The 25,028-nt window shown below is 63.0% G+C and carries 26 protein-coding genes and 1 pseudogene; 17 read left to right on the forward strand and 10 right to left on the reverse strand.

All coding sequences use genetic code 11. The features are described 5' to 3' along the window. The first annotated feature begins 67 nt into the window (after window positions 1-67). The 3 genes from AC244_RS12810 (at window position 68) to AC244_RS12820 (ending at window position 4,372) form a co-directional block, all read left to right on the forward strand. Entirely contained in the window at window positions 68-1,630 is a 1,563-nt protein-coding gene (locus tag AC244_RS12810; RefSeq protein ID WP_053249214.1) for an alkaline phosphatase D family protein, read from the forward strand. Window positions 1,631-1,831: 201 nt separating this feature from the next. Beyond that, window positions 1,832-3,658: a translational GTPase TypA gene (gene typA / locus AC244_RS12815; RefSeq protein WP_053249215.1), complete on the forward strand. Its 1,827-nt coding sequence runs from the start codon at window positions 1,832-1,834 to the stop codon at window positions 3,656-3,658. Window positions 3,659-3,865: 207 nt separating this feature from the next. Beyond that, the gene (locus tag AC244_RS12820; RefSeq protein ID WP_053249216.1) at window positions 3,866-4,372 is read left to right on the forward strand and encodes a GNAT family N-acetyltransferase; all 507 of its coding nucleotides are present in this window, start codon (window positions 3,866-3,868) and stop codon (window positions 4,370-4,372) included. A gap of 58 nt (window positions 4,373-4,430) precedes the next feature. Here AC244_RS12820 and AC244_RS12825 read toward each other — a convergent pair whose 3' ends face one another. Continuing rightward, window positions 4,431-5,033 carry a hypothetical protein gene (locus tag AC244_RS12825; RefSeq protein WP_053249217.1) on the reverse strand — a complete coding sequence of 201 codons (603 nt, stop codon included), beginning with the start codon at window positions 5,031-5,033 and terminating at the stop codon, window positions 4,431-4,433. Between the two features lie 158 nt (window positions 5,034-5,191). On the opposite strand from AC244_RS12825, the gene ppa reads away from it, so the two are divergent. Further along, window positions 5,192-5,728, forward strand: a complete 537-nt coding sequence (gene ppa, locus AC244_RS12830; protein WP_053249218.1) for an inorganic diphosphatase — start codon at window positions 5,192-5,194, stop codon at window positions 5,726-5,728. Window positions 5,729-5,837: 109 nt separating this feature from the next. On the opposite strand, the gene AC244_RS12835 is transcribed toward ppa, so the two are convergent. Both AC244_RS12835 and AC244_RS12840 read right to left on the reverse strand, forming a co-directional pair. Next, window positions 5,838-6,155 (reverse strand): DUF167 domain-containing protein, encoded by a 318-nt coding sequence (locus AC244_RS12835; protein ID WP_053249219.1) that lies wholly within the window; start codon window positions 6,153-6,155, stop codon window positions 5,838-5,840. A 4-nt stretch (window positions 6,156-6,159) separates the two neighbouring features. Further along, window positions 6,160-6,453: a YggT family protein gene (locus AC244_RS12840; protein WP_139109914.1), complete on the reverse strand. Its 294-nt coding sequence runs from the start codon at window positions 6,451-6,453 to the stop codon at window positions 6,160-6,162. Window positions 6,454-6,768: 315 nt separating this feature from the next. Here AC244_RS12840 and AC244_RS12845 point away from each other — a divergent pair, with 315 nt between their 5' ends. Next, on the forward strand, window positions 6,769-8,010 hold the full coding sequence (locus AC244_RS12845; protein ID WP_053249221.1) for an MFS transporter: 1,242 nt from the start codon (window positions 6,769-6,771) through the stop codon (window positions 8,008-8,010). 118 nt (window positions 8,011-8,128) lie between these two features. Here the strand turns inward: AC244_RS12845 and AC244_RS12850 are convergent, their stop codons facing one another. From AC244_RS12850 to hemC, 6 genes are all read right to left on the reverse strand, one after another. Beyond that, window positions 8,129-8,857 carry a glutamine amidotransferase gene (locus tag AC244_RS12850; protein ID WP_053249222.1) on the reverse strand — a complete coding sequence of 243 codons (729 nt, stop codon included), beginning with the start codon at window positions 8,855-8,857 and terminating at the stop codon, window positions 8,129-8,131. A gap of 1 nt (window position 8,858) precedes the next feature. Beyond that, a complete protein-coding gene (locus tag AC244_RS12855; protein WP_053249223.1) occupies window positions 8,859-9,341 on the reverse strand; it encodes a TerB family tellurite resistance protein in 483 nt (160 codons plus the stop codon). Window positions 9,342-9,367: 26 nt separating this feature from the next. Next, on the reverse strand, window positions 9,368-11,014 hold the full coding sequence (locus tag AC244_RS12860) for a heme biosynthesis protein HemY (RefSeq protein ID WP_053249224.1): 1,647 nt from the start codon (window positions 11,012-11,014) through the stop codon (window positions 9,368-9,370). Window positions 11,015-11,025: 11 nt separating this feature from the next. Next, a complete protein-coding gene (locus AC244_RS12865) occupies window positions 11,026-12,264 on the reverse strand; it encodes a COG4223 family protein (protein ID WP_053249225.1) in 1,239 nt (412 codons plus the stop codon). A 102-nt stretch (window positions 12,265-12,366) separates the two neighbouring features. Further along, window positions 12,367-13,077, reverse strand: a complete 711-nt coding sequence (locus AC244_RS12870; RefSeq protein WP_053249226.1) for a uroporphyrinogen-III synthase — start codon at window positions 13,075-13,077, stop codon at window positions 12,367-12,369. A 3-nt stretch (window positions 13,078-13,080) separates the two neighbouring features. Next, window positions 13,081-14,010 carry a hydroxymethylbilane synthase gene (gene hemC, locus AC244_RS12875; protein ID WP_053249227.1) on the reverse strand — a complete coding sequence of 310 codons (930 nt, stop codon included), beginning with the start codon at window positions 14,008-14,010 and terminating at the stop codon, window positions 13,081-13,083. Between the two features lie 74 nt (window positions 14,011-14,084). Between hemC and tsaD the strand changes: the two genes are divergently transcribed. From tsaD to AC244_RS12905, 6 genes are all read left to right on the forward strand, one after another. Next, window positions 14,085-15,179: a tRNA (adenosine(37)-N6)-threonylcarbamoyltransferase complex transferase subunit TsaD gene (tsaD, locus tag AC244_RS12880; RefSeq protein WP_053249228.1), complete on the forward strand. Its 1,095-nt coding sequence runs from the start codon at window positions 14,085-14,087 to the stop codon at window positions 15,177-15,179. 10 nt (window positions 15,180-15,189) lie between these two features. Continuing rightward, a complete protein-coding gene (locus tag AC244_RS12885) occupies window positions 15,190-16,179 on the forward strand; it encodes an NAD(P)H-dependent glycerol-3-phosphate dehydrogenase (protein ID WP_053249229.1) in 990 nt (329 codons plus the stop codon). 73 nt (window positions 16,180-16,252) lie between these two features. Next, entirely contained in the window at window positions 16,253-16,546 is a 294-nt protein-coding gene (locus AC244_RS12890; RefSeq protein ID WP_053249230.1) for a YciI-like protein, read from the forward strand. Between the two features lie 6 nt (window positions 16,547-16,552). Further along, window positions 16,553-16,984: an EVE domain-containing protein gene (locus tag AC244_RS12895; RefSeq protein WP_053249231.1), complete on the forward strand. Its 432-nt coding sequence runs from the start codon at window positions 16,553-16,555 to the stop codon at window positions 16,982-16,984. A 66-nt stretch (window positions 16,985-17,050) separates the two neighbouring features. Next, window positions 17,051-17,710: a class I SAM-dependent methyltransferase gene (locus tag AC244_RS12900; protein ID WP_053249232.1), complete on the forward strand. Its 660-nt coding sequence runs from the start codon at window positions 17,051-17,053 to the stop codon at window positions 17,708-17,710. 49 nt (window positions 17,711-17,759) lie between these two features. Further along, window positions 17,760-18,173, forward strand: a complete 414-nt coding sequence (locus AC244_RS12905; RefSeq protein ID WP_053249233.1) for a DUF1761 domain-containing protein — start codon at window positions 17,760-17,762, stop codon at window positions 18,171-18,173. Window positions 18,174-18,193: 20 nt separating this feature from the next. Here the strand turns inward: AC244_RS12905 and AC244_RS12910 are convergent, their stop codons facing one another. After that, window positions 18,194-19,045: a hypothetical protein gene (locus tag AC244_RS12910; RefSeq protein WP_053249234.1), complete on the reverse strand. Its 852-nt coding sequence runs from the start codon at window positions 19,043-19,045 to the stop codon at window positions 18,194-18,196. A gap of 306 nt (window positions 19,046-19,351) precedes the next feature. Here AC244_RS12910 and sdhC point away from each other — a divergent pair, with 306 nt between their 5' ends. The 6 genes and pseudogenes from sdhC (at window position 19,352) to zapE (ending at window position 24,875) form a co-directional block, all read left to right on the forward strand. Then, window positions 19,352-19,747: a succinate dehydrogenase, cytochrome b556 subunit gene (gene sdhC, locus AC244_RS12915; RefSeq protein ID WP_053249235.1), complete on the forward strand. Its 396-nt coding sequence runs from the start codon at window positions 19,352-19,354 to the stop codon at window positions 19,745-19,747. 12 nt (window positions 19,748-19,759) lie between these two features. Continuing rightward, window positions 19,760-20,140: a succinate dehydrogenase, hydrophobic membrane anchor protein gene (sdhD, locus tag AC244_RS12920; protein ID WP_053249236.1), complete on the forward strand. Its 381-nt coding sequence runs from the start codon at window positions 19,760-19,762 to the stop codon at window positions 20,138-20,140. A gap of 7 nt (window positions 20,141-20,147) precedes the next feature. Further along, window positions 20,148-21,989 carry a succinate dehydrogenase flavoprotein subunit gene (sdhA, locus tag AC244_RS12925; RefSeq protein ID WP_053249237.1) on the forward strand — a complete coding sequence of 614 codons (1,842 nt, stop codon included), beginning with the start codon at window positions 20,148-20,150 and terminating at the stop codon, window positions 21,987-21,989. 18 nt (window positions 21,990-22,007) lie between these two features. Continuing rightward, window positions 22,008-22,787, forward strand: coding sequence for a succinate dehydrogenase iron-sulfur subunit (locus AC244_RS12930; RefSeq protein ID WP_053249238.1), 780 nt, complete (start codon window positions 22,008-22,010; stop codon window positions 22,785-22,787). A 332-nt stretch (window positions 22,788-23,119) separates the two neighbouring features. Further along, window positions 23,120-23,661: pseudogene (locus AC244_RS12935) on the forward strand (protease inhibitor Inh/omp19 family protein). Window positions 23,662-23,723: 62 nt separating this feature from the next. Beyond that, the gene (gene zapE, locus AC244_RS12940) at window positions 23,724-24,875 is read left to right on the forward strand and encodes a cell division protein ZapE (RefSeq protein WP_053249239.1); all 1,152 of its coding nucleotides are present in this window, start codon (window positions 23,724-23,726) and stop codon (window positions 24,873-24,875) included. The last annotated feature ends 153 nt before the right edge of the window (window positions 24,876-25,028 follow it).

Genomic DNA, 25,028 nt, shown 5'->3' on the forward strand with positions numbered 1-25,028 from the left:
ACATGCGACTCGCCAAAGGTCCGGCACGCGAAATCCCGCTTTCGCAGGGCTCGAACCGGAGGCTTGTTTGGCCGAAATCCTCACCACGCTTTCCCGCCGCTCCTTCCTTCTGTCTGCCGGCGCTGCCGGCCTTGTCGCGTCATCCGGTCTTGCAACGCCATTTTATGCCCGCGGCTACGGCCGGCCGGAATTCATCCATGGTGTGCAGTCGGGCGATGTCGATACAAGTTCCGGCATGGTTTGGACGCGGGTCGACAGGCCGTCGCGGGTGACGCTCGAATATTCGACGACCGAAAGTTTTTCCAATCCGGTTCGTCTCGCCGATCTTACGGCGACACCGCAGACGGATTGTGCGGTGAAATGCGCGCTTGAGGATCTCCTGCCCGACCAGGACATCTTCTATCGCTTTACCGCGACCGATCTTTACGACGTCAACCGGGTGTCCGAGCCGGTGATCGGGCGGTTTCGCACTGCGCCGTTGCGCAAGCGCTCGGTCCGCTTCGTCTGGTCCGGCGACACGGCGGGCCAGGGCTGGGGCATCGACGATGTCGGGATGAAAACCTATTCCACCATGCGCCTGCATGAACCGGACTTCTTCATCCATTCCGGCGACACGATCTACGCCGACAATCCCATCCCCGATGAAATCACCCTTCGCGACGGCGGTATCTGGAAGAACCGGGTGGTGACGCATGAGAAGCGCGACGTGGCGCGCACGCTCGAGGAATATCGCGGTCAATGGAAGTACAATTTGCTCGACAGCCATGTCCGTGACCTCAACGCCGTCTGTCCGACCTTCTATCAATGGGATGACCACGAGGTTCTGAACAACTGGTCGGCCTCCACGGACCTGAGCGACGATCCGCGCTATCCGGAAAAAGACGTCGCGGTCTACGCCGCACGCGCGGCGCGCGCGTTCAACGAGATGACGCCGATCCGCACGCCGCCGACGCAGCCCGGCCGCATCTTCCGCAAGATCGCCTACGGCCCGCTGCTCGACGTCTTCTTCGTCGATTTGCGCTCCTATCGTGGCCCCAACCAGGGGGAGGGCGATGACGGCCTCTTCGGCTGGCGCCAGGCAGACTGGCTGAAGCGGGAGCTTGCCGCCTCGCGCGCCGTCTGGAAGGTGATTGCCTGCGACATGCCGATCGGTCTCGTCGTCTGGGACGATCATGCCAACCGGCGCGGTTCCGATGCCATTGCCAATGGCGACAACGGTCCCCCGACCGGGCGCGAGACCGAGTTTGCCGACCTGCTCCGCTTCATCAAAGATAATGCCATCGACAACCTCGTCTGGCTGACGGCGGACGTGCATTACACGGCGGCGCACCACTACGACCCGTCGCGGGCAGCCTTCAAGGATTTCCTGCCGTTCTGGGAGTTCGTTTCCGGCCCCTTGCATTCCGGCACCTATGGTCCGAAGGAGCTGGACATGACGTTCGGCCCGGACGTGCGCTTCATCAAGGCATCGGGCGGAGGCGTCGACAGCAACCTGCCGCCATGCGCCGGCCTGCAGTTCTTCGGCATCGTCGACATCAATGGCCAGACGAAGCAGATGACGGTGCGACTGATGGATCGGCAGGACCAGGAACTGTGGCGCGTGACGCTCGATCCGGCCGCAGTCGCATGAGCGTTTTGGCTTTGGCTGATCCCTTTCCAAACCCGGTTGGCGCGACCCTTTCCGGTTGCAAACCCATGGCCTGTCGGGACTTCGGAGCTGGGCTCTTGCGCGCGCCCCCCTTTCGCAATCGCAAAAAAACCTGTATGAGCCCGACCATTGAAAAAGCGGCGTGGCCCATTGGGGCGTGCCCTAAACCTTCCGAGACGAAAAATGAGCATTCGTAACATCGCGATTATCGCGCACGTCGACCATGGGAAAACGACCCTTGTCGACGAGCTTCTGAAGCAGTCGGGCTCGTTCCGCGAAAACCAGCGCGTTGCCGAACGCGTCATGGACTCCAACGACATCGAAAAAGAGCGCGGCATCACCATTCTTGCCAAGGCGACGTCGGTCGAGTGGAAGGGCGTGCGCATCAACATCGTCGACACCCCCGGCCACGCCGACTTCGGCGGTGAAGTCGAGCGCATCCTGTCGATGGTGGACGGCGCCATCGTTCTCGTCGACGCCTCTGAAGGCCCGATGCCGCAGACGAAGTTCGTCGTCGGCAAGGCGCTGAAGGTCGGCCTGAAGCCGATCGTCGCGATCAACAAGATCGACCGCCCGGACGGCCGCCACGAAGAAGTCATCAACGAGGTCTTCGACCTCTTTGCAAACCTCGACGCCAGCGATGAGCAGCTCGACTTCCCGATCCTCTACGGTTCGGGCCGTGACGGCTGGATGAACGTCGCCCCGGAAGGTCCGAAGGACCAGGGCATGGCGCCGCTTCTCGACCTCGTGCTTCAGCACGTTCCCGAGCCGACGGTTGCCGAAGGTCCGTTCCGCATGATCGGCACGATCCTGGAAGCAAACCCCTTCCTCGGCCGCATCATCACCGGCCGCATCCATTCGGGTTCGCTGAAGCCGAACCAGCCGGTCAAGGTCCTTGGCCAGGACGGCAAGCTGCTCGAAACCGGCCGTATCTCGAAGATCCTCGCATTCCGCGGCATCGAGCGTCAGCCGATCGAAGAAGCGCATGCAGGCGACATCGTCGCGATCGCCGGCCTGACCAAGGGCACCGTCGCCGATACCTTCTGCGACCCGTCGGTCACCGAAGCGCTGACCGCACAGCCGATCGACCCGCCGACCGTCACCATGTCCTTCATCGTCAACGACAGCCCGCTTGCCGGCACCGAAGGCGACAAGGTCACGAGCCGCGTCATCCGCGACCGTCTGTTCAAGGAAGCCGAAGGCAACGTTGCGCTGAAGATCGAGGAATCCTCCGAGAAGGATTCGTTCTTCGTATCGGGTCGCGGCGAATTGCAGCTCGCGGTTCTGATCGAGACCATGCGCCGCGAAGGCTTCGAACTCGCCGTCTCGCGTCCGCGCGTCGTCATGCACAAGGATGACAACGGCCAGCTGCTCGAGCCGATCGAAGAAGTGGTCATCGACGTCGACGAAGAGCATTCCGGCGTCGTCGTTCAGAAGATGTCCGAGCGCAAGGCCGAGATGGTCGAGCTTCGTCCGTCGGGCGGCAATCGCGTCCGTCTGGTGTTCTTTGCTCCGACCCGTGGCCTGATCGGCTACCAGTCGGAACTGCTGACGGATACGCGCGGCACGGCGGTCATGAACCGTCTGTTCCACGCCTACCAGCCGTACAAGGGCGAGATCGGTGGCCGCGTCAACGGCGTGCTGCTCTCCAACGACGCCGGCGAATCGGTCGCCTATGCCATGTTCAACCTGGAAGACCGCGGCCCGATGATCATCGACGCCGGCGAGAAGGTCTATGCCGGCATGATCATCGGCATCCACACGCGCGACAACGACCTCGAAGTCAACGTGTTGAAGGGCAAGAAGCTCACCAACATGCGCGCTTCCGGCAAGGACGAAGCCGTCAAGCTGACGCCGCCGATCCGCATGACGCTCGAGCGCGCGCTGTCCTGGATCCAGGACGACGAGCTGGTCGAAGTCACGCCGAAGTCGATCCGTCTTCGCAAGATGTACCTCGACTCGAACGACCGCAAGCGCTTCGAGAAGTCGCGCACGGCCGGCGCCGCTTAAACGCCTGCCGACAAAAACGAGCAATTGGCGAAACCCCGGAGCAATCCGGGGTTTTTTGCTGTGTGTGCCAGCGGGGGGCGGCTTGCGGATAAAGTTAAAAAGGCGTTAACCTTCCACAGGATGCCGTTAAAGTTGCCTGTGGGTTAACGCGACGCGGCTCCCGGGCGGGATTCCTGTTCGCCCTGTGTGTGTTTAGAGTCGTGAGTCATGAAGACTGTTTCGATCGAGGTCAGGCCTGGAGAACCGCAAGAGGCGGCGGCAATTGCCGACGTGCATCGCGTTTCATGGTTGCAGGCCTATGGCGGCATCATTCCGCACCGCCCGTTGATCCAGATGGTCAATCGTCGAGACGAGGTCTGGTGGCGCAAGGCGACGCGGGGTCCGGCGACCTTGCTGGTCGTCGACGTGGCGGGAACGATTGCCGGCTACGCGACCCTCGGTCTTAGCCGCGCCAAGGCGCTGCCGCAGGAAGGCGAAATCTACGAGATCTATCTGCGTCCGGAATACCAGGGCATCGGCCTTGGGCGGGTTCTCTTCGGCGAAGCCAAGAGCCTGCTGCGGTCACTCGGCTGCAGGGGGCTGGTGGTCTGGTGCCTCGAAGACAGCGATCACGCCTATCAGTTCTTCCAGGGGGCCGGCGGCAGCGATATTGCTGAAGGCATGGAAGATTTCGGCGACAAGCACCTCAAGAAGGTCGGCTTTGCCTGGAACTGACGCCTGCCGTACAAGGCTTCTCTGGCTGTTGCGGTAACAGCAGTCGCTCTTTCCGAAATCAATCCGGCAGTTCGTTGTTGGGTTCGGCGGCCTTGTCGCCGCGTTTGCCGTGGAATGTCGCCTGGTCGACGCCGCAGCGAAATGTCGGTGCCACCTCGTCGGCGACCTTGCGGGCGACCGCGTTGGGATCGGGATTGGCAAGCGCATCGACATAGCCGGCGACGCAGCCCTTGCCGTCATCCTTCTGGGCCACCTTGGAGACGACGAGAACCTGTCCCTCGAGCGCCGGGACCGATTCTCCGGTCTTCGGATCGGGGTTCTCGATGAACCAGCGCAGGATCGTCGCGACCGGGGTGCCGCCCTCGGCGACGCGCCACTCCACCATCGTGCCGGCGTGATTGAACGGAAAGAAGCTCTCGAACGCGTCGTTGAGATAGCGCTTGTTGATATGCCCGAAGGAGAAGCTCTGGCGAGCATCATACTCCTTGAAATGCACGGGATAGTCGCCATGACCGGGACAGGTCATCAGGGCGTACATGCCCGGCTCCTCGACGATGATCTTGCACTTGTCGCGGCTGACGTCGACATAGGCGCTGTCATTGGCCATAGCCGGTCCGGCGGACACCAGAATCAGCGACAGGCATGCAACCTTTCCGTTCATCATGACTTCCCTTCTACGAGATTTGAGGAACTGTACCAGTCGTTCGGCGACGACAAAACGACCGGTTGAATCTGCGTTGCGGACGAAAGTTATATTGCATCGCGGCATGTTTCCCTTTATCCGACGGGCAAACTTCGCAACTGACCCTGGAGTAGTCCATGCGCATTGACGCGATTTCCATCGGAAAGAATCCACCAGAAGATGTCAACGTGATCGTTGAGGTTCCCGTTGGCGGCCATCCCATCAAGTACGAGATGGACAAGGAAGCCGGCACGCTCGTCGTCGACCGTTTCCTCTACACGCCGATGACCTATCCGGGGAACTACGGCTTCGTGCCGCACACGCTTTCCGACGATGGCGATCCGATCGACGTTCTGATCTGCAACACCCGTCCGCTCGTTCCGGGCTGCGTCATCAACGTTCGCCCGATCGGCGTGATGATGATGGAAGACAATTCCGGCCAGGACGAAAAGATCATCGCGGTTCCGTCGGGTCACCTGACGCAGCGCTACGACAAGGTGCATGAATACACCGACCTGCCGGAAATCACGCTCAAGCAGATCGAGCACTTCTTCGAGCACTACAAGGATCTGGAACCCGGCAAGTGGGTGAAGATTTTTGGCTGGAAGGATGCCGCCGTCGCCAAGCAACTGATCAAGGAAGCTGTCGAGCGCGCCAAGGGCGTAAAGAAGTAAGCACTGCATAATTCCTGAAATCGAGATCGATTTAAGGATAAAATTATGCAGCAACTTTAAGCTGTTACAGCGTCCTTTGCGCGTCATGTTTGACGCGCGGCGCTGTAGCTTATTCGCCGGCCAGTTCGGCAAGCCGTTTCAAAACATCCTCCGGGTCGGTGTCGATCCGGAGGATTTTTTTGCGCTGTGTTTCGCCTGAAATCAGAGAAATGCGGTTCTTGGCGACGCCGATCTCTTTCGCGAGTACGGCAATCAGGGCCTGGTTGGCCTTGCCCTTTTCCGGAATGGCGCGCACGCGGACCTTGAGATGGTCCTGTCCGTCGGCGCCACTCTCCACCCCATCGATCCCGTCGCGTCCGCCGTTCGGTGTCAGTCGAACGGTGACGCGCACGTGATCGGCGTGGGCGGTGAACGCTTGGCTCGTCAATGGATCAGCGCAACAGCGCCGACGCGATCGTCGTGTTCAGGAACAGCTGGATGAAATAGAGGATCACCAGCACGACCAGCGGCGAAAGATCGACGCCACCCATGTTGGGCAGTACCCGGCGGATCGGACGATAGAGCGGCTCGGTCAGCTGGTAGAGCGAGCGGCCGATCATGTTGATCGCCTGGTTGTTCACGTTGATGACGTTGAACGCATAGAGCCAGGAAAAGATGGCTGACGCGATGATCAGAAACCACGCGATGTTGATAATAAAGTTCAAGGTGCCGATGACAGCAATCATGCCGGTCTCCAAATCGTTATTGACAGACATGTAGACATTGAGACCTAAACGAGCAAGTACGCCGATTTGCCGTGCGCGATCATGTTTAATACCAAGCCTCGATAATAGGAGCCTATAGGAAAGGATCGATCGGGTTTTCGGGCTAAGAGAGGTCCGCGGAGCGATGCTGACGCTCGGTCAAGGATCTCGACGCTGCCAGAAAGCCCGAGAAGTCCGCCGAAGGCGATCCATGGATCATCCTATAAGTTTCTATCATCGAGACTTGGTATAACACGGGCCGGTCAAAGATCGGTGCCATCGAGGAGCGTCTCCCCTATGTCTGCCGTTCATACCAGCCACCGCTTTGCCGCTTTCCGGCATGTCGGTTATCGCCGTTACTTCTTCTCGCGCTTCCTTGCCTACTTCGCCATCCAGATCATCTCCGTTGCGGTCGGCTGGCAGATCTACGACCTGACGCGCGATCCGTTCGATCTCGGGCTTATCGGGCTGTTCCAGTTCCTGCCGTCGCTGGTGCTGATCCTGGTCACCGGATCGGTTGCCGATCGCTACAACCGGCGCATGATCATGGGCATCTGCATGGTGATCAGCACGCTTTGCGCCGTGGCGCTGCTCATGCTGACGGTCACGGGCCGCTTCTCGCCCTGGCCGGTCTATGCGATCCTGATCGTCTTCGGCATCGAGCGCGCGTTTCTGGCACCCGCCTCGCAGTCGCTGGCACCCAATCTGGTCCCGCCTGAAGACCTGCCGAATGCGATCGCCTGGAATTCGACATCCTGGCAGACGGCGATGATCGTCGGTCCGGTTGCGGGCGGCCTGATCTATGGCTTCGGCTCCGTTGCGCCCTATGCCGTCGGCGTCTGCTTCTTCGCCGCTGCGGCGCTGATGGTGTTCGCCATTCCAAAGCCGGCGGCGCGCTCCAAGGCGCCGGTGCAGAGCTGGGAGACGATCACCGCCGGTTTCCGCTATATCAAGGCGGAGAAGGTGGTGCTGGGTGCGATCTCGCTCGATCTCTTCGCGGTGCTGCTCGGTGGTGCCGTCGCGCTGATGCCGGTCTTTGCCCGCGATATCCTTGATCTTGGCCCATGGGGCCTCGGCTTGCTGCGCGCGGCCCCCGGCGTTGGCGCCGTCGGCATGGCGGTGTGGCTGGCCGCCCACCCCATCCGTCACCGCGCCGGTTTCTACATGTTCACCGGCGTTGCTCTCTTCGGCCTCGGCACCGTCGTCTTCGGCCTGTCGGCAACGCCGTGGGTATCGATCGCAGCACTCGTCGTCATGGGGGCCGCCGACATGATCTCGGTCTATGTCCGCGAGATCCTGATCACGCTGTGGACGCCGGACGAGCTGCGCGGCCGCGTCAATGCGGTCAACATGGTGTTCGTCGGCGCCTCCAACGAGCTTGGCGAGTTCCGGGCCGGCATGATGGCATCCGGCTTCGGGGCGGTCTTTGCCGTTGCTTTCGGCGGTGCAGGCACGCTTCTGGTGTCGGCGCTCTGGGCGCTCGGCTTCCCACAGCTGCGCAAGATCGACACGCTCGACGTGCCGAAGCATCACCGCTAAAGCCTTTCCGGTTTAGACAGAGCCGCGGCAACGCTCTATTTCTTTGTTTTTACGCATTTCCCGAGGGAAAACCGCTTCGCACTTTTCCTGGAAATGCACTGGCGGCCGAGGCTTGCCGTCAGGCCGTCTTCCTGTCGCCAGCGTGCAGAAAGATGAGATCGAGGAAATTCTCCATCCAGGTGCGCAACGGCGCATCGTGCTGCATGCGACCGTCGAGATGGGCCTTGCCCATCTGGGCGCCGGGCAGTTCGAAGCGGTGCGCGCCGTGCACGACCCAGCGATGCATCATGGCGCGCGTCAGCTCGCCGTGAAACTGGATGCCCCAGGCATTTTCGCCATAGCGGAAGGCCTGGTTCGGATAGGTTTCGCCGGTTGCCAGCAGCTCGGCGCCGGCCGGCAGATCGAAGCCCTCGCGATGGAAGTGATAGACCATCGCCGGCCAGTCCATTAGCGCCCGGCCGGCGTCGGTGGCGACCAGCGGATACCAGCCGATTTCCGTCATGCCTTCATGGTGCGGCGCGACCTTGCCGCCAAGATTGCGCGCCAGCATCTGTGCGCCGAGGCAGATGCCGAGATAGGGCTTGTTTTCGCTCAGCGGCACCGACAGCCAGTCGATCTCGCGACGGACGAAATCCTCCTCGTCATTGGCGCTCATCGGGCCGCCGAAGATGATCGTGCCGCCGTGGTGTTCGAGCGTCGAAGGCAGCTCGTCGCCAAGCGCCGGACGACGGATGTCGAGAGGAAAACCCTTCTGCGTGAGGATCTGGCCGACACGGCCGGCGCTCGATCGCTCCTGGTGCAGGACGATGAGGATGGGTTTCCTGTCGGTCTCGGCGGGCATCGGCATGTCAGCTTTCCTGTTGCGGTTCGCCTTCTTCCGCCGCATCGATCCTTGCCGCGACCTCCCGTCGCTTCAAGACCCGGTCCCGTCCGGACACGCCGAGAAGATCGGCGATCCGCCAGATCACGTGGTCTTCCATCTCGCTGCGCTCGCCGTCGGCGTAGACGATTTCCCAGAGCATGCCGATCAACTCGATGCGCTGCTCCTCGGAAAGGTGCCGCTTCACTTCGGCGGTGAACTGATAGAAGTCGATCGCCTCGCTCTCGGCGGACTTACCGGCTTCGACCAGCGCGCCGAGTGCCGCATCGTCGAGTGCATAATGCTGCTTGATGATCGTGCGCATCTTGCGCTGCTCGGAGGCGTGGATCTTGCCGTCCGCCTCCATTACCTGAATGCAGAGTGCGATGACCGCCACGCGCGGGTCACCCCTCTCGATCCGCGTCGTCGGGCCGGTCAGGCCCTCGAGAAACGTCCGGAACCGTTCAAACATGTCTTCGCCCACAGCCCCTCAAAAACTCAAAACAATCGGAAACTGGTCTTTTCCGGCACTTTTTCGCCGGCAGCCGGTTCCCGCACGCCAGGATCATCCGGAGGACGGCCGAAGAACGGGTCGGGGACCTGCTCGCCATTGGACGCACCTTCCTTCTCGCGTGTCTTCTCGACGATCGGGGCCGGCTTCCTGGCCTCCGCCACCTTGATCGGCTCCGCGCGCTCCCGCGGCGTTTCGGGCGCCGCCTCGATGATCACCGGCGTATCGACAGCCTGTTTCACTGACGCCGGACCGTGGGACACGGGATGGTGCTCGGCCACCACTGGCGGCAGGCTGCGGATCGCTTCGTCGGCGCTCAGATGGCCATCCTCGACCTGTGCGGCAAGCTGCAGGGCCGGTGCTTTCCATTCGAAGGCGTCGAGCCGCCCGCTGACGGGCGAGACCGGCAGCCAGGTGGGCGAGGTCACGCCGTCGGCGGTCCAGGCGGGATCGCGCGGGCTCTTCAGCGCCTGGGCCATCCAGTGGCGGATGCGGCCCTCGTCGCCGGTGTCGGCCTCTTCGATGTCGGCGAGCAGCAGAAAGATGCTTTCGGTCGGCTCCAGCCGGGCTGCTGCCTCTGCCTTGGTGCGGGCAAGCAGAAGCTCGCGCGCCTCGAGTGCGGCCTCGGCGACGGCTGCCATGGTGACAGCATTGTTCGGACGCAGTGATTCAAGCTTTCTTGCGCGCTTCAGCCGGTCGACCGCCGTGTCGCCGCCGCGCGCCCGCACGTAGAGGCGGGCGACATCGGGATGCGGCTCGTGCTTCCACGCCTTTTCGAGGATCGAGGCTCCCTTGCGCAGATTATCCTCGCGAAACAGCGCCTTTGCCGCGACGAGGCCGGCAGGCACCAGGTGTTCGTCAAGCTTGAGCGCGGCAAGCGCATCGTCGCGGGCAGCCTTGGCATCGCCGTCAAGGCGGCTCATGGCGCGGGCGGTCAGAAGCACGGCCTTCTTGCGGTCGGCCTCCTTGCGTTCAAGCACGTGGGCTGTCCGGCTCTGGTCAAGCAGGCGCAGCGCGTCATCCCATTGTCCGGCCTGGCTCTGGCTGTCGAGTGTCGCAAGCGTCGCCCAGGGCAGGTGCGGCGCCTTCTCTGCTGCCCGTTCGGCATATTGGCGCGCTGCCTCGTGCGCGCCGAGGCGCTTGGCTTCGAGATAGAGACCGCGCAGGCCGAGCTCGCGCGTCTCCGGATCGTCGGCCATCAGTTCGAACTTCTTGCGCGCGTCGTCGTACTTGCCCTCGATCAGGAAGGTCTGGGCTTCGAGCAGGTGGATCAGCGGTTCCTGGTCGGCGCTGATCAAGCCGCGGGTCCGGGCCGTCATCTTGCGCGCCTGATTGGCGTCGCCGGCGCCGGCGGCGATCAGACCGGTCGATAGCGCCTGATAGCCCCTGTCGCGCTTTCGGGCGCGGAAATAGCGGGTGACGGTGTGCGGCGACAGCCAGATTGTGCGTACCAGCCAGATGGCGATCAGCGTTGCGGCAATCAGCGAGATCAGCAGCGATGCCGCGCGCATCAGGCTCATTTCGATGAGCTGTCCCTGCCAGACGAGCGAGAGTTCGCCCGGCCGATCCGCGAGCCACGCAAAGCCGAGGCCAAGGCAAAGGACGATCAGGATGAAGATCAAAATGCGGATCATGTCTGTCTTCCTCAGCCCTGGGTGCCGGACTTGTTCATCGTCGCCGCGACGGCAGCATCGATGATGCCTTCGACCCGCAGGCGCTGGTCAAGCTTGGCCTTGAACGCTTCGCCGGCGGTTTTGGCGGCAGCCGGCAGACCGTCCCATTCCAATGCGGCCCCCTTGAGGTCGCCGTTGTTCAGCTTGTCCTCGATACGGGCAACGACGGCCTCCGGCGTGTCGCCTTCGACGCTGCCGACGGGGCGCACGCGGATGCCCGACATGGCGCTGGACACGAGGCGATCGAAGATGCCCTCGTTCGGATCCGGCTGATCAAGCGCGTCGAGCATGGTGCCCGATACCGTTGCAAAGTCGCGGCGAAGATCGGCGCGTGTCGCCACGCCCGTCGTTGCATCCTGGGCGAGGCCAGTCACCGCCGTCTCATCAGGGGCGATGCTGCGAAGCGCATCGAGCTCAGCCAGGAACGGCCCGCCGCGATCGATCGCGGTTTTGAGCGCGGTGACCGCGACGGCCTTGGCAACCTGGATATCGTTGGCTGGCTCGTTGAGTTTCTGTTCGGCGGAATCGATGCGGCTTGCCAGTTCGGCTCTGGCCGCCGTTGCCGATTGCTGTGCTTCGGCAAGGCCCGATTTCAGCGCGGCTATCTCCTTGGTCAGGTTCGTCACTTCGGCTTGCAGAGCCGTGACCTCGGCGGTTGCCGCTCCGCCGGCGCCCGGTTGTGCGGTCGTCTGCTCCAGTGCAGCGAGGCGGTTCTCAAGCGGTGCGATGTCGACGGCTGCTGTTGGCGCCTGCATGCCGGCCACCTGATCGCGCAGGGCCTGGATTTCGCTCGAAAGCGTCACGTCCGTGGTCGTTGCGCCGCGGTCGGGGCCGAGCGGGGGGATATAGCCGGCATATTGCAGCACGCCGAAGCCGAGCAGCGTGACCAGACCGCCGAGGATGCCGGCCGCCAATGAGCCGGCATTGGACGGCGGCTTGTGCACGGCGGTCGCCTCAGGCTCGCGGCTGATATGCGGCGGCTCCTCGGTGAAGACGGCTGCTGCCGCATCGGCGCGCTGTTCCTCGATTTCCTCTTCGAGCCGGGCTTCCGCTGCGCCATCGGTTTCGGAGACTTCGGTCGATTCATCGGCGGTTGCCGCGTGGCCGGCCGTTGCTTCGGCGTCTTCCGTCACGGCTTTTTCCGCTTCAAGGTCGATCGTCAGCGGCTCTTTCTCGGCTTTCGAGCGGCGCGGCGGGTTTTCCGATACCATGGTGACCTCTTACCGTTGTTGCCTGTCGGTTCTGGCAACAAACCTAGTCAGGCTGGCCGGTGAGGGAAAGCCCCCTTGCTTCCGATTTTGATCGAAATAGCATTAGAGAAGCCTGAAAAGGCTTTCTTCGTCGGGTCTTGCGGCGACCTCGACCGGTGTCCCGTCCGGCAGGGCTCCGGCAACGGCGGCGCTGAGGCAGAGGTAGCGCGGCGAGAAGGCGGCGGCCTTAAGACCGGCTTCGACAAGAAGCGCGGCGAAGCGTCGCGCGGTGTCGTGGGAATAGAGCAGCACAGCCTCCGGCTGGCCGGCGGACAGCAGGCGCGCCAAAGCCTCGGGCGGGTGCGCGATCGGTTCCATCCTGTAACACTCCACTGTGACATGCTCGACCTGAAGCCGCCGCAGCGTGGCTTCAAGCCCGTCGGAGCGAGGCGATCCGGCGAGATAGAGCAGGGGTGTTTCAGATGCCGCAAGGGTTGCCGCGATCAGGCCCGCGAGGCCCTTGCCCGTTCCGCCTCCCGTGTGGACCGCGGTGAAGCCGAGGTCGCGTGCCGCACGGGCCGTCGCCTCGCCGACGCAGAAACAGGGTTTCGTCTTATGGGGTCGAAGCTCGGCCCCAAGTTCGGCCAGAACCCGAACGGCTTCGGCGCTGGTGAGGGCGATCGCGGCATGCGGCTTTTCGAGCGCTCCTCGCGCCGCCTGGGGCAAATGTTCTGCTCGCGCCAACGGCAGCAGCAGCGGCCGATGACCCATGGCCTCCAGCCGGCTGACCGTCGCCTCGGCGGCAGGCTGCGGCCGGGTCACGAGCAGCCGCATGGTTCAGGTCCAGCTCGAAAAGAAGCCGGGTCCCGCCAGTGCGCGGATGTCTTCGCCGGCCTTTTGCCCAAGGGCTTCGGCGTCGGCGGCCTTGCCTTCGACCGCGATGCGGTGATGGGTGCGACCGTCAGGCGTCAGGATCATGCCGGAGAAACGCAGATAGGTGCCGTCCGAGACCGCCAGACCGGCGATCGGGGTGCGACAGGAGCCATCGAGCGTCGCCAGGAACCCACGCTCGCAGGCGACTGCCTCATGGGTTCTGGCATCGTCGATGGCGGCGAGCAGGTCGTTGACGCGTTTGTCGCCGATCCTGCTCTCGATACAGATTGCGCCCTGGGCCGGTGCCGGCGGAAACTCTTCCGGGTCGAGCAGCTCGGTCGGCACGTCGGTCATGCCGAGCCGCTTCAGGCCGGCATAGGCAAGCAGCGTTGCGTCGACCTGGCCTTCGGCAAGCTTGCGCAGCCGCGTCTCGACCTGGCCGCGATAGGTGATGACGTTGATGTCTGGCCGCAGCCGGCGGATCAGCGCCTGGCGGCGCAGCGACGACGAGCCGACGGTCGCGCCTTCCGGCAATTCCATGAGCCTCTGTGCGGTACGGCCGACGAAGGCGTCGCGGATGTCTTCGCGCGGCAGGAAGGCCGAAAGAAACAGGCCGTCGGGAAGCCTGGTCGGCATGTCTTTCGACGAATGCACGGCGAAATCGAGTTCGCCCGACAGCAACTGTTGCTCGATTTCCTCGGTGAACAGGCCCTTGCCGCCGATCTCGGCGAGCGACCGATCGGTGATGCGATCGCCCTTGGTGGAAAGGATGACGATCTCGAACATTTCCGGTGACAGACCATGCACTGCCGCGAGGCGATCACGCGTTTCATGGGCTTGAGCGAGCGCCAGCGGGCTGCCGCGCGTGCCGATCCGGAAAGGTTTTGTTTGCATCAAAGGCTATCCATTGTTACCGGAGTTCCGTGTACCCACCTTTCGGTGCGACCGCAATCTTTGAGTAGTTCCAGATGTCCCCGCCCTTGCGTATCCTCGGCATAGAAACAAGCTGCGACGAAACCGCGGCTTCCGTCGTGCTGCGCGACGAAAACGGCAGGGGAAGCATCCTCGGCGATGTCGTTCTCAGTCAGCTGGAAGAGCATAGCGCCTATGGCGGCGTCGTTCCAGAAATTGCCGCGCGCGCCCATGTTGAGGCGCTCGATGCCCTGATCGAGGAGGCGCTGCTGCGCGCCGGCGTGACGCTCCAGGACATCGACGCGATTGCTGCGACAAGTGGTCCCGGTCTGATCGGCGGCCTGATCGTCGGGCTGATGACCGGCAAGGCGATCGCCCGGGCGACCGGCAAGCCGCTCTACGCCGTCAACCATCTCGAAGGCCATGCGCTGACCGCGCGGCTGACCGACGGCCTTTCCTTTCCCTATCTGATGCTGCTCGTTTCCGGCGGGCACACGCAGCTGATCCTGGTCAAGGGCGTCGGCGACTATGAGCGCTGGGGCACGACGATCGACGATGCGCTCGGCGAGGCCTTCGACAAGACGGCGAAGTTGCTCGGCCTTCCCTACCCGGGCGGCCCGGCGGTCGAGCAAGCGGCGCTAAGCGGCAATGCCGAGCGTTTCGATTTTCCGCGGCCGCTCGTCGGTGACGCCAGGCTCGATTTTTCGTTCTCGGGGCTGAAGACCGCGGTGCGTCAGGCGGCGCAATCGCTGGAGCCGGTGACGGATGAGGACATCGCCGACATCTGCGCCTCCTTCCAGCGCGCGATCTCGCGCACGCTGAAGGATCGGATCGGGCGCGGATTGAAGCGGTTCAAGGCGGATCACGCGTCTGTCGAAAAGCCGGCGCTGGTCGTTGCCGGCGGGGTCGCCGCCAATCAGGTGCTGCGCACGACGCTCCAGGACCTCTGCGACAAGAACGGCTTCGATTTCATCGCACCGCCATTGCAACTGTGTACCGACAACGCCGCGATGATCGCCTGGGCGGGTGCGGAACGCTTTGCCGCCGGTTTGCCGGCCGACGGTCTCGATGTCGCGCCGCGGTCGCGCTGGCCGCTCGACCAACAGGCGCAAACCTTGCTCGGTTCGGGCAAACGCGGCGCCAAGGCATGATGGACAAACTATGAACACCAACCCGAAGATCGTGGTGGTCGGCGCGGGTGCCTTCGGCACGGCGCTTGCCGCCGTTGCCGCATCGGCTACCGGCAGCGACGTGACCCTTTTCGCCCGGCGCGAGGAGATTGCGGACGAATGCCGACGAACCGGCCGCAACGAGCAGGCGCTTCCGGGCATCGACCTGCCCGCGGGGCTCAAGCACAGCGCAGATGTCGCGGTGCTCGGCGATGCCCAAATCGTGTTGTTCGTGATGCCCTCACAGGCGCACCGGGAGGCCGCGCGGCAATATGGCCCGTCGATCAATGCCGCGGCGACGATCGTCACTTGCGCCAAAGGCATGGAGCAGGCGACGGGCCGTCTGCTGACCGATGTGCTGGCGGAGGAACTGCCGGGCCACGGCATCGGCGTGCTCTCCGGCCCCGGCTTTGCGGCCGACATCGCCAAGGGGTTGCCGACGGCGATGGTGGTCGCCGCTGCCGACAATGACACGGCGACGCTGCTCGCCGAGGCGCTGTCCGGCCCGACTTTCCGTCTCTACCCTTCAGAAGATCGCATCGGCGTGCAGCTTGGCGGCGCGTTGAAGAACGTGCTTGCCATTGCCTGCGGCATTGTCGAGGGCGCAGGGCTCGGCGATAGCGCCCGGGCGGCGCTGATCTCGCGCGGTCTTGCGGAAATGTCTCGTTTTGTCGTCGCCGAAGGCGGCGATGCCGATACCGTTCGCGGCCTCTCGGGGCTCGGCGATCTCGTGCTGACGGCGACAAGCCATCAGTCGCGCAACCTGCGCTTCGGCATTGCGCTTGGCAAGGATGGCCGCGCCAGCGGACGCCAGGGCGAACTCGTCGAGGGGGCATTTGCCGCCTCGGTTGCTGCCCGCGTCGCGCGCGATCTCGGCGTCGAGATGCCGATCACCGAGGCGGTCGCCGCCATCATCGACGGCAGGCTCGATGTGCGCACGGCCCTTGAACAATTGATGTCCCGTCCGATCACCCAGGAATGAAGGGCGGGATGAGGAAAAGTGTAATGCGGTTTTCCGCCCGCATCCCGCGCCAAACGAAAACTCAGGAGGAAGCATGCTCTTCGCACTTCAATGCACCGACAAATCAGGCGCGCTGCAGCTTCGGCTCGATACGCGCCCGGATCATGTCGCCTATCTCAACGACCTCAATGCCAAGGGCATCCTGAAGATGGCCGGTCCCTTCCTCGGCGACGACGGCAAGCCGACCGGCAGCCTGGTGATCGTCAAGGCTGAGACGATCGCCGATGCGCGCGCCATCGCCGAAGCCGATCCCTATGCCAAGGCCGGCCTGTTCTCCAACGTCGAAATCAAGGCCTTCAACTGGGTCTTCAACAACCCGGAGGCTTGAAGCGCGATGGCGTTCTGGCTTTACAAATCCGAGCCCTTCAAGTGGTCCTGGCAGATGCAGAAGGATGCCGGCGAGAAGGGCACCGAATGGACCGGCGTTCGCAACTACCTCGCGCGCAACAACATGCGGGCGATGCAGATCGGCGACAAGGGCTTCTTCTATCACTCGAACGAAGGGCTTGAGATCGTCGGCATCACCGAGGTCTGCGCGCTGTCGCACCCGGATTCGACCGCCGAGGGCGATGCCCGCTGGGACTGCGTCGACATCCGCGCTGTCCGCGACGTGCCGCGCCCGGTGACGCTGAAGGAGATCAAGGATAACCCCAAGCTCTCCAACATGGCGCTGGTCACCAGCATGCGGCTTTCGGTGCAGCCGGTGACCGAGGACGAGTGGATCGAAGTCTGCCGTATGGCCGGGTTCGACAATCCGCCGCGCTAGCTTTGTTTTCCGCGTGATCTCTCCGAAAACCGGTTTCCGCTTTTCGGACCACGCCCGGAGCGTTTCTTGAAGACCGATCCCGAAAGTTTTATCCGCGCCAACACCGGCGTTCTGTCGCCGCCGCATGTGCCGGAAATCCGGCTGCATCTGGCGATGGAAGCGCACGAGCTCTGGCTGAAAACGGAGGAGGAATTGCAGGAGATCGGCCTGCCGCCGCCGTTCTGGGCCTTTGCCTGGGCCGGCGGGCAGGGGCTTGCGCGCTATATCCTCGACCATCCGGACGTGGTGCGCGGTAGGCAGGTCGTCGATTTCGCCTCCGGCTCCGGTCTCGTGGCGATTGCCGCGATGAAGGCGGGGGCGGCTTCGGTTCTTGCTGCCGATATCGATCCCTGGGCGGAAACGGCGGTCCGGCTCAATGCGGCACTCAACGGCGTCACTCTTTTCTACACGGACGAGGACGTGACCGGTCGCGATCTCCAGGCCGATGTCTACCTCGCCGGTGACGTCTTCTACGACAAGGCCTTTGCCGATCGGTTGAAGCCGTGGTTTTCGGATCTGGCAGCGAAAGGGGCGATGGTGATCGTCGGCGATCCCGGCCGCTCCTATTGTCCGCGCGAGATGATGACGGCCCTTGTGACCTACGAGGTTCCGGTGACCCGGGCACTGGAGGACAGCGAGGTCAAGCGCACGACGGTCTGGCGCTTTGGCACCACGGCAGGCAGTTGACAGCCCAAAAGCCATAGATTCCAATCCCCGCAAAAACGGGGGAACGAACATGGCATTTGCGGGTATGAACTATCTGGCGGTGTTGATCGCCGCCATCGCAGCTTTCGTCATCGGCGCCATCTACTACGGCGTTCTCGGCAAACCCTGGATGAAGGCGGCGCGCATCGGTCCCGCAGGCGCGCAGATGTCGCCGGTACTCTTCGCCATTTCCTTCGTTTCGGAGCTGGTGATGGCGACCATGGTCGCAGGTGTTGTCGGCCACCTCGGGCCGGGCGAGGTCACGCTCGCCAAGGGCGTCGTCTCGGCCTTTTTCCTCTGGCTCGGCTTCGTCGCGACGACCCTCGTCGTCAACCATCGCTATCAGGGCTTCGGCTGGGATCTGTCGCTCATCGACGGGGTGCACTGGCTGCTGGTGCTTCTAGCGATGGGTGCCATCATCGGCGCCATGGGTGTGACGGGCTGATCCGGCCGGCAGCGCCGTGACTATCGCCGGATCACGCAGACGCCGTGTTCATAGGCGCAGGAACGGTTCATCGTTTGCGGCGTGACATTGATGATCTTGCCGCTCTTGACCCGTGGCGGCGGCGCCAACTCACCCTCGTCGGCATAGCCATAGTTGCCTTCCTGGTTGAAATACATGCCGTTGCCGAGGTCGACATAGGCGGAAATGCCACCGCCATAGGCGCCGAGGCCCGGAATGTTGCCCGGAAATTCGTCACCGCCATAGCGCCCCGGGCGATGGTCGCGGCGTTGGCCGCCGGATGTCCAGATATCGCGCCCGGCCCTGTCGCGAACCCACCCGCCGCCGCTTCCCCAGCGTTCGACATAGGGGCCGGGATACGGGCGGTATTGCGGGAGGCGAACATGCCGCGTGCGTGTCTCTACTTCCGGCAGTCCATTGGCTTCCTGCAGGCCATTGACGATGCGTGGGCGACCATCGTGGCGGCGGCCCCCGGATGTCCAGATGTCGTGGCCCGCCCTGTCTCGGACCCATCCGCCACGGTGTTCCCAGCGGCCGGCGTAGGACCCGGGGTAGGGGCGATATCGGGGAAACCGAATGTGCCGGGTGCGTGTGTTCACGTCCGGCAACCCATTGTTGGACATCCAGTCGCGGCGGGGCATGCGATTGCGGTTCCAGCCGTTGCGGTAGCTCATACCGCCGAACTCATAGCGCGGGCCCGGGCGACCTTGATACATGCGGACATGGTTGGTGCGCATCTGGACGCCGCCTGCTCCGCCCCAGTCGCGGGCCTCCAAGGGGAAGCAGGTCGTGGCGACAAGAAGGCCTGCAAGTGCTAAAACTTTGGTCGCATGGATTGCTTGCAACAGAGTCATTCTGTCCGCCCTCCGCAAAACGCTTAACAAATCGTTAAGTCCACTCTGGGGCAATTTCGCCGGAAAGTCACGGATTTGGTTATGTTTTTCGTGCGTATCGTTAATCGGGCGCGGTGTCTCGGTCGGACCTGAAAATGCCGCTTTTCGTCTAATCGATTAAATTGATTTTGCACTGCAAACACACTTGTCGTTAAGCAATATGGTGATTAAAGGTCCGAAGGACTGAATTGCGCACAATCAGGTGCGATACCGGACTAAAATCGTCCACTTTTTGGGCGTAAATCCGGGCATTTCCGTGAGGTTCCGATGACGGATGTCACAAGAAGCCGGCCGCTCTCGCCGCATCTTCAAATCTATAAACCAATCCCGACAATGGTGATGTCCATTGTGCACCGCATCACCGGCGGCGCGCTCTATTTCGGCACCATCCTCGTCGCCTGGTGGTTGATCGCCGCCGCGTCCGGCGAAGCATACTATGACTGGGTCAGCTGGCTGTTCGGCACGCTGCTCGGCAAGCTGGTGCTCTTCGGCTACACCTGGGCCCTGGTGCACCATATGCTCGGCGGCCTGCGCCACTTCATGTGGGACCTCGGCTACGGCTACGAGAAGCACTTCGCCACCAAGGTGGCCAAGGCGACGATCGTCGGGTCGGTAGCGCTCACCGTGCTGATCTGGGTGGTCGGCTATCTCGTCCGGTACTGAGGGGACAAGACCATGAACATGCGTACACCTCTCAGCAAAGTCCGCGGCTACGGCTCCGCCAAAGAAGGCACCGACCACTTCTGGCGCCAGCGCATGACCGCGGTCGCCAACGTGCCGCTGCTGATCTTTTTCGTCATCTTCCTCGTTCGTTATGCCGGCGCTCCCTATGCGGAGGTCGTTGCGGCCCTTTCGAACCCCTTCGTCGCCGTCGTCATGGGGCTGGTCCTGCTTTCGGGCCTGATCCACATGAAGCTCGGTATGCAGGTGATCATCGAGGACTACGTGCACGGCGAAGGCGCGAAGATCGCCCTTCTCATGCTCAACACATTTTTCGCGATCGCGGTTGGCGGGCTCTGTCTTTTCGCCATCCTGAAGATCGCTTTTGCAGGGTAATTTCGTCATGGCATCGATCAGTTCACCCGCTGCAAACGGCAAGGCCTACCAATATGTCGACCACGCCTTCGACGTCGTCGTCGTCGGCGCCGGCGGTGCCGGTCTGCGCGCCACGCTCGGCATGGCGGAGCAGGGCCTGAAGACGGCCTGCATCACCAAGGTCTTCCCGACGCGTTCGCATACCGTTGCGGCCCAGGGCGGCATTGCCGCCTCGCTGCAGAACATGACGCCGGACAGCTGGCAGTGGCACCTCTACGACACTGTGAAGGGCTCCGACTGGCTCGGCGACGTCGACGCCATGCAGTATCTCGCCATGGAAGCGCCGAAGGCGGTCTATGAGCTCGAGCACTACGGCGTGCCCTTCTCGCGCAACGAGGAAGGCAAGATCTACCAGCGGCCGTTCGGCGGTCACATGCAGAACTACGGCGAAGGCCCACCGGTGCAGCGCACCTGTGCAGCGGCCGACCGTACCGGTCACGCCATCCTGCACACGCTTTACGGCCAGGCGCTGCGCAACAACGCCGAATTCTTCATCGAGTATTTTGCGCTCGACCTGATCATGTCGGATGACGGCCGCTGCACAGGTGTCGCTGCCTGGAACCTTGACGACGGCACGATCCACCGCTTCTCCGCCAAGATGGTGGTGCTGGCGACCGGTGGTTACGGCCGGGCCTACTTCTCGGCAACTTCGGCGCATACCTGCACCGGCGACGGCGGCGGCATGATCGCACGCGCCGGCCTGCCGCTGCAGGACATGGAATTCGTCCAGTTCCATCCGACCGGCATTTACGGCGCGGGCTGCCTGATCACCGAAGGCGCACGCGGCGAAGGCGGTTATCTCGTCAATTCCGAAGGCGAGCGCTTCATGGAGCGCTATGCGCCATCGGCCAAGGACCTGGCGTCGCGCGACGTGGTTTCGCGCTGCATGACGATGGAAATCCGCGAAGGCCGCGGCGTCGGCAAGAACAAGGACCACATCTTCCTGCACCTCGATCATCTCGATCCGGCCGTGCTGCACGAACGTCTGCCGGGTATCTCGGAATCGGCGAAGATTTTTGCCGGCGTTGACGTCACCCGCGAGCCGATCCCGGTTCTGCCGACCGTGCACTACAACATGGGCGGCGTGCCGACCAACTATTGGGGTGAAGTGCTCAACGCCGACAGCCAGAACCCCGAACGCATTGCGCCTGGCCTGATGGCCGTGGGCGAAGCCGGCTGCGCCTCGGTGCATGGCGCCAACCGTCTTGGCTCCAATTCGCTGATCGATCTCGTGGTCTTCGGCCGCGCCGCCGCCATCCGTGCCGGTCAGGTCATTGACCGCAATGAAGCGGTTCCGGCGATCAACGTCGCTGCCTGCGACCGCATCATGGCCCGCTTCGACGCGCAGCGTCATGCCAATGGCGGCACACCGACGGCCGTCCTGCGCGAAAAGATGCAGCGCGCCATGCAGGAAGACGCCGCTGTGTTCCGCACCCAGGAATCGCTGGAGTCGGGCTGCAAGCGCATCTCGGCGATCTGGCAGGAGCTGCCCGACGTCAAGGTCACCGACCGGTCGATGATCTGGAACTCCGACCTGGTCGAGACGCTGGAACTGCAGAACTTGATGGCCAACGCCATCACCACGATCTACGGCGCTGAAGCGCGCAAGGAGAGCCGTGGCTCGCACGCCCGCGAAGACTATACCAGCGGGGCGCTCGGCGGCCGCGACGACGTCAACTGGCGCAAGCACACGCTCGCCTGGGTCAACGAGGCCGGCGACGTCAAGCTCGACTATCGCCCTGTTCACACCGACCTGATCGCCGAAGGCATCGATCCGAAAAAGATCGAGCCCAAGGCACGCGTCTACTGATCTTGAGGAATTAGGCACATGGTTGAACTCGCTCTCCCCAAGAACTCGCAGATGACCGAAGGCAAGGTCTGGCCGAAGCCGGAAGGCGCGACCAATGTTCGCGAATACCGCATCTACCGCTGGAACCCGGACGACGGCAACAATCCGCGCATCGATACCTTCTATATCGATATCGACGATTGCGGCCCGATGGTGCTCGACGGTCTGCTCTACATCAAGAACAAGATCGATCCGACGCTGACCCTGCGCCGCTCCTGCCGCGAAGGCATCTGCGGCTCCTGCGCGATGAACATCGACGGCACCAACACGCTCGCCTGCACCAAGGGCATGGACGAGATCAACGGCTCGGTGAAGGTTTATCCGCTGCCGCACATGCCCGTCGTCAAGGACCTGGTGCCGGACCTCACCCACTTCTATGCCCAGCACCGCTCGATCGAGCCCTGGCTGAAGACGGTGACGCCGACGCCGGCCAAGGAATGGAAGCAGAGCCACGAGGACCGCCTCAAGCTTGACGGCCTCTACGAGTGCATCCTGTGTGCCTGCTGCTCGACCTCCTGTCCGAGCTACTGGTGGAACGGCGACCGTTACCTCGGTCCGGCGGTTCTGCTGCAGGCCTATCGCTGGCTGATCGACAGCCGAGATGAAGCGACCGGTGAACGTCTCGACAATCTCGAGGATCCGTTCCGCCTCTATCGCTGCCACACGATCATGAACTGCGCCCAGGCCTGTCCGAAGGGTCTCAACCCGGCCAAGGCGATCGGCGAGATCAAGAAGATGCTGGTCGAGCGTCGGGTCTGATCCGGGGCATCGGAAACACAATCGCATGTCGCGGCGGGCCCTGTGCCCGCCGTTTGCGTTTCCTCGCCGCGAGGCGAGCGAAGCGGCCTTGAATGGCTCTGTCTGCCCGTCCGACAATCGTTGATTGTGCTGGCGAGCGACAGTCATTTCAGTCGTCCGAAGCACGAAGCGGCCGGGCGGCAAGTCGCGATTGTCCCGTTCCCGCAGACGTTTCAATCCTGCAACAGGTCGCCATGAATCGTCCTCCCTTGATTTGTCAGGTGGATTTGCTGTATTTCGGCCTATATTATCGCGTTGCATCATGGTTCGCGGAACACATCGGGAGTAAAGATATGCGGGTTATTCATGCGGCGGCGGGGCTGGCGGTTGTGCTTGCGCTGACCGGGTGCCAGCGGGCATCGGTGGGGGGGTTCAGCTCCCCGGGTTTTTCACCTGCTCCCCCCCCGGCTCAGCCCCTGCCGTCGGTCTCGTCGGACCAGCCCCCCCATCCCCCCGGCAACGCGTCACAATTCCCGGCTGCACCGACGGCTGGAACGGCGACGGCGGGTGCCGCGCAACAGCCCGGCCCCCAAGTTGCCGCCCCCACCCACGCACCCGCCGGACCAAGGGATCGGTGGTCGGCAACTGGCGCGTTTCCAGCGCCGGCAGCTCATGCGACATGTTCCTGACGCTCACCAACCTCGGCAGCGGTTCGCGCGGCGGCACGCGCGGCTGCGCCGGCGAGCTGACGGCCATGGGCTCTTGGGAAGTGGCCGGCAAGCAGGTCGTCCTGAAGGACCGTACCGGCAACGCTATCGCTCGGCTCTACAAGACGGCCGATGCGCGCTTCGACGGCTCGACCAACGGTGGCCAGCCCGTCAGCCTCAGCCGCTAATGGCATGGTCCAGCCCGGCTTACCGCCGGGCTTCTTGTTTTCCGGTCCACCTCGGGTGAGACGTGCTTAATCCTGACGACAGTATCTACCGCAAGCTCGAAACGCTCGTTCAGAGCGGCGAGCGAACACGCGATCCCGCCCAGTTCGCGATCGCCCGGCGATTCGATCATCTTTCCGCCGAGCTCTTGGCAAGCAGGCCGTCGCGCAAGACCAATGCGCTCGGCTGGCTGTTTGCCTCGCGCAAAAAGGATCATCCGCCGGTCAAGGGACTCTACATCCATGGCGGCGTCGGCCGCGGCAAGACCATGCTGATGGACATGTTCTTCGAGGCGGTGCCGATCCAGCGCAAGCGCCGGGCGCATTTCCACGAGTTCATGGCCGACGTGCATGAGCGGATCTACAAGCACCGCCAGAAACTGAAGAACGGCGAGACGAAGCAGGCCGATCCCATCCCGCCGGTTGCCTCCGAGCTTTTCGGCGAGGCGCGGCTTCTCTGCTTCGACGAGTTCACGGTGACGGACATTGCCGATGCGATGATCCTCGCCCGGCTTTTCGGCGAACTGTTTGCCAAGGGCTGCGTGCTGGTGGCCACCTCGAACGTGGCGCCTGACAATCTCTATCGCGATGGCCTCAACCGCGGGCTCTTCCTGCCGTTCATCGATTTGTTGAAGGCGAACGCCGAGATCATCTCGCTCGACACCGATACCGACTACCGCCTGCTGAAGACGGACGGCAGCCCGGTGTGGATCTCACCGCTCGGACCCGGGGCCGATGCGGCGATGACGCACGCCTGGAGCCGGGAAACGGCAGGCACAGCGGTCGCGCCCGCCGAGGTGCCGCGCAAGGGCCGCAAGATCCCGGTGCCGGCCGCAGCCGGCAAGGTCGCCCGTTTCAGCTTCGCCGATCTCTGCCAGCAGCCGCTCGGCGCTGCCGACTACCTGGCGATCCTCGAGCGCTATACCACCCTCTTCGTCGACCACGTGCCGCATCTCGGGCCGCATATGCGCAATGAAACCAAGCGCTTCATCCTGCTCGTCGATACGCTTTACGACAATGGAGCCCGCCTCTTTGCGTCGGCCGCTGCCGAACCGCAGAACCTCTTGACGCTGAAGAAGGGTACGGAAGGCTTCGAATTCGACCGGACAGTTTCGCGGCTGATCGAGATGCAGAGCGAAGAATATGCTGCCGCACATCCCGCAAATGTTGCGGTTTAATGACGCTCGGGTGACGGCAATTCTTACGTTTACGTAAGAATTTTATGATCTAACCGATTGAAATTGTTCCATCGAAAAGTATCGATTGATATTTTAACGATTGCCGTTTAATGGCTTCCGGCGAAGGTTTGGCGTTTGCGGCGTTTCAGGCCT

The organism is Ensifer adhaerens (genome assembly GCF_001270265.1).
Taxonomy (GTDB): Bacteria; Pseudomonadota; Alphaproteobacteria; order Rhizobiales; family Rhizobiaceae; genus Ensifer; species Ensifer adhaerens_B.

Coding starts and splice junctions, on each gene's coding strand:
- typA (WP_053249215.1), top strand. CDS start 1,832: ATGAGCATTCGTAACATCGCGATTATCGCGCACGTCGACCATGGGAAA.
- AC244_RS12820 (WP_053249216.1), top strand. CDS start 3,866: ATGAAGACTGTTTCGATCGAGGTCAGGCCTGGAGAACCGCAAGAGGCG.
- AC244_RS12825 (WP_053249217.1), bottom strand. CDS start 5,033: ATGAACGGAAAGGTTGCATGCCTGTCGCTGATTCTGGTGTCCGCCGGA.
- ppa (WP_053249218.1), top strand. CDS start 5,192: ATGCGCATTGACGCGATTTCCATCGGAAAGAATCCACCAGAAGATGTC.
- AC244_RS12840 (WP_139109914.1), bottom strand. CDS start 6,453: ATGATTGCTGTCATCGGCACCTTGAACTTTATTATCAACATCGCGTGG.
- AC244_RS12845 (WP_053249221.1), top strand. CDS start 6,769: ATGTCTGCCGTTCATACCAGCCACCGCTTTGCCGCTTTCCGGCATGTC.
- AC244_RS12850 (WP_053249222.1), bottom strand. CDS start 8,857: ATGCCGATGCCCGCCGAGACCGACAGGAAACCCATCCTCATCGTCCTG.
- AC244_RS12855 (WP_053249223.1), bottom strand. CDS start 9,341: ATGTTTGAACGGTTCCGGACGTTTCTCGAGGGCCTGACCGGCCCGACG.
- AC244_RS12860 (WP_053249224.1), bottom strand. CDS start 11,014: ATGATCCGCATTTTGATCTTCATCCTGATCGTCCTTTGCCTTGGCCTC.
- AC244_RS12865 (WP_053249225.1), bottom strand. CDS start 12,264: ATGGTATCGGAAAACCCGCCGCGCCGCTCGAAAGCCGAGAAAGAGCCG.
- AC244_RS12870 (WP_053249226.1), bottom strand. CDS start 13,077: ATGCGGCTGCTCGTGACCCGGCCGCAGCCTGCCGCCGAGGCGACGGTC.
- hemC (WP_053249227.1), bottom strand. CDS start 14,010: ATGCAAACAAAACCTTTCCGGATCGGCACGCGCGGCAGCCCGCTGGCG.
- tsaD (WP_053249228.1), top strand. CDS start 14,085: ATGTCCCCGCCCTTGCGTATCCTCGGCATAGAAACAAGCTGCGACGAA.
- AC244_RS12885 (WP_053249229.1), top strand. CDS start 15,190: ATGAACACCAACCCGAAGATCGTGGTGGTCGGCGCGGGTGCCTTCGGC.
- AC244_RS12890 (WP_053249230.1), top strand. CDS start 16,253: ATGCTCTTCGCACTTCAATGCACCGACAAATCAGGCGCGCTGCAGCTT.
- AC244_RS12895 (WP_053249231.1), top strand. CDS start 16,553: ATGGCGTTCTGGCTTTACAAATCCGAGCCCTTCAAGTGGTCCTGGCAG.
- AC244_RS12905 (WP_053249233.1), top strand. CDS start 17,760: ATGGCATTTGCGGGTATGAACTATCTGGCGGTGTTGATCGCCGCCATC.
- AC244_RS12910 (WP_053249234.1), bottom strand. CDS start 19,045: ATGACTCTGTTGCAAGCAATCCATGCGACCAAAGTTTTAGCACTTGCA.
- sdhC (WP_053249235.1), top strand. CDS start 19,352: ATGACGGATGTCACAAGAAGCCGGCCGCTCTCGCCGCATCTTCAAATC.
- sdhD (WP_053249236.1), top strand. CDS start 19,760: ATGAACATGCGTACACCTCTCAGCAAAGTCCGCGGCTACGGCTCCGCC.
- sdhA (WP_053249237.1), top strand. CDS start 20,148: ATGGCATCGATCAGTTCACCCGCTGCAAACGGCAAGGCCTACCAATAT.
- AC244_RS12930 (WP_053249238.1), top strand. CDS start 22,008: ATGGTTGAACTCGCTCTCCCCAAGAACTCGCAGATGACCGAAGGCAAG.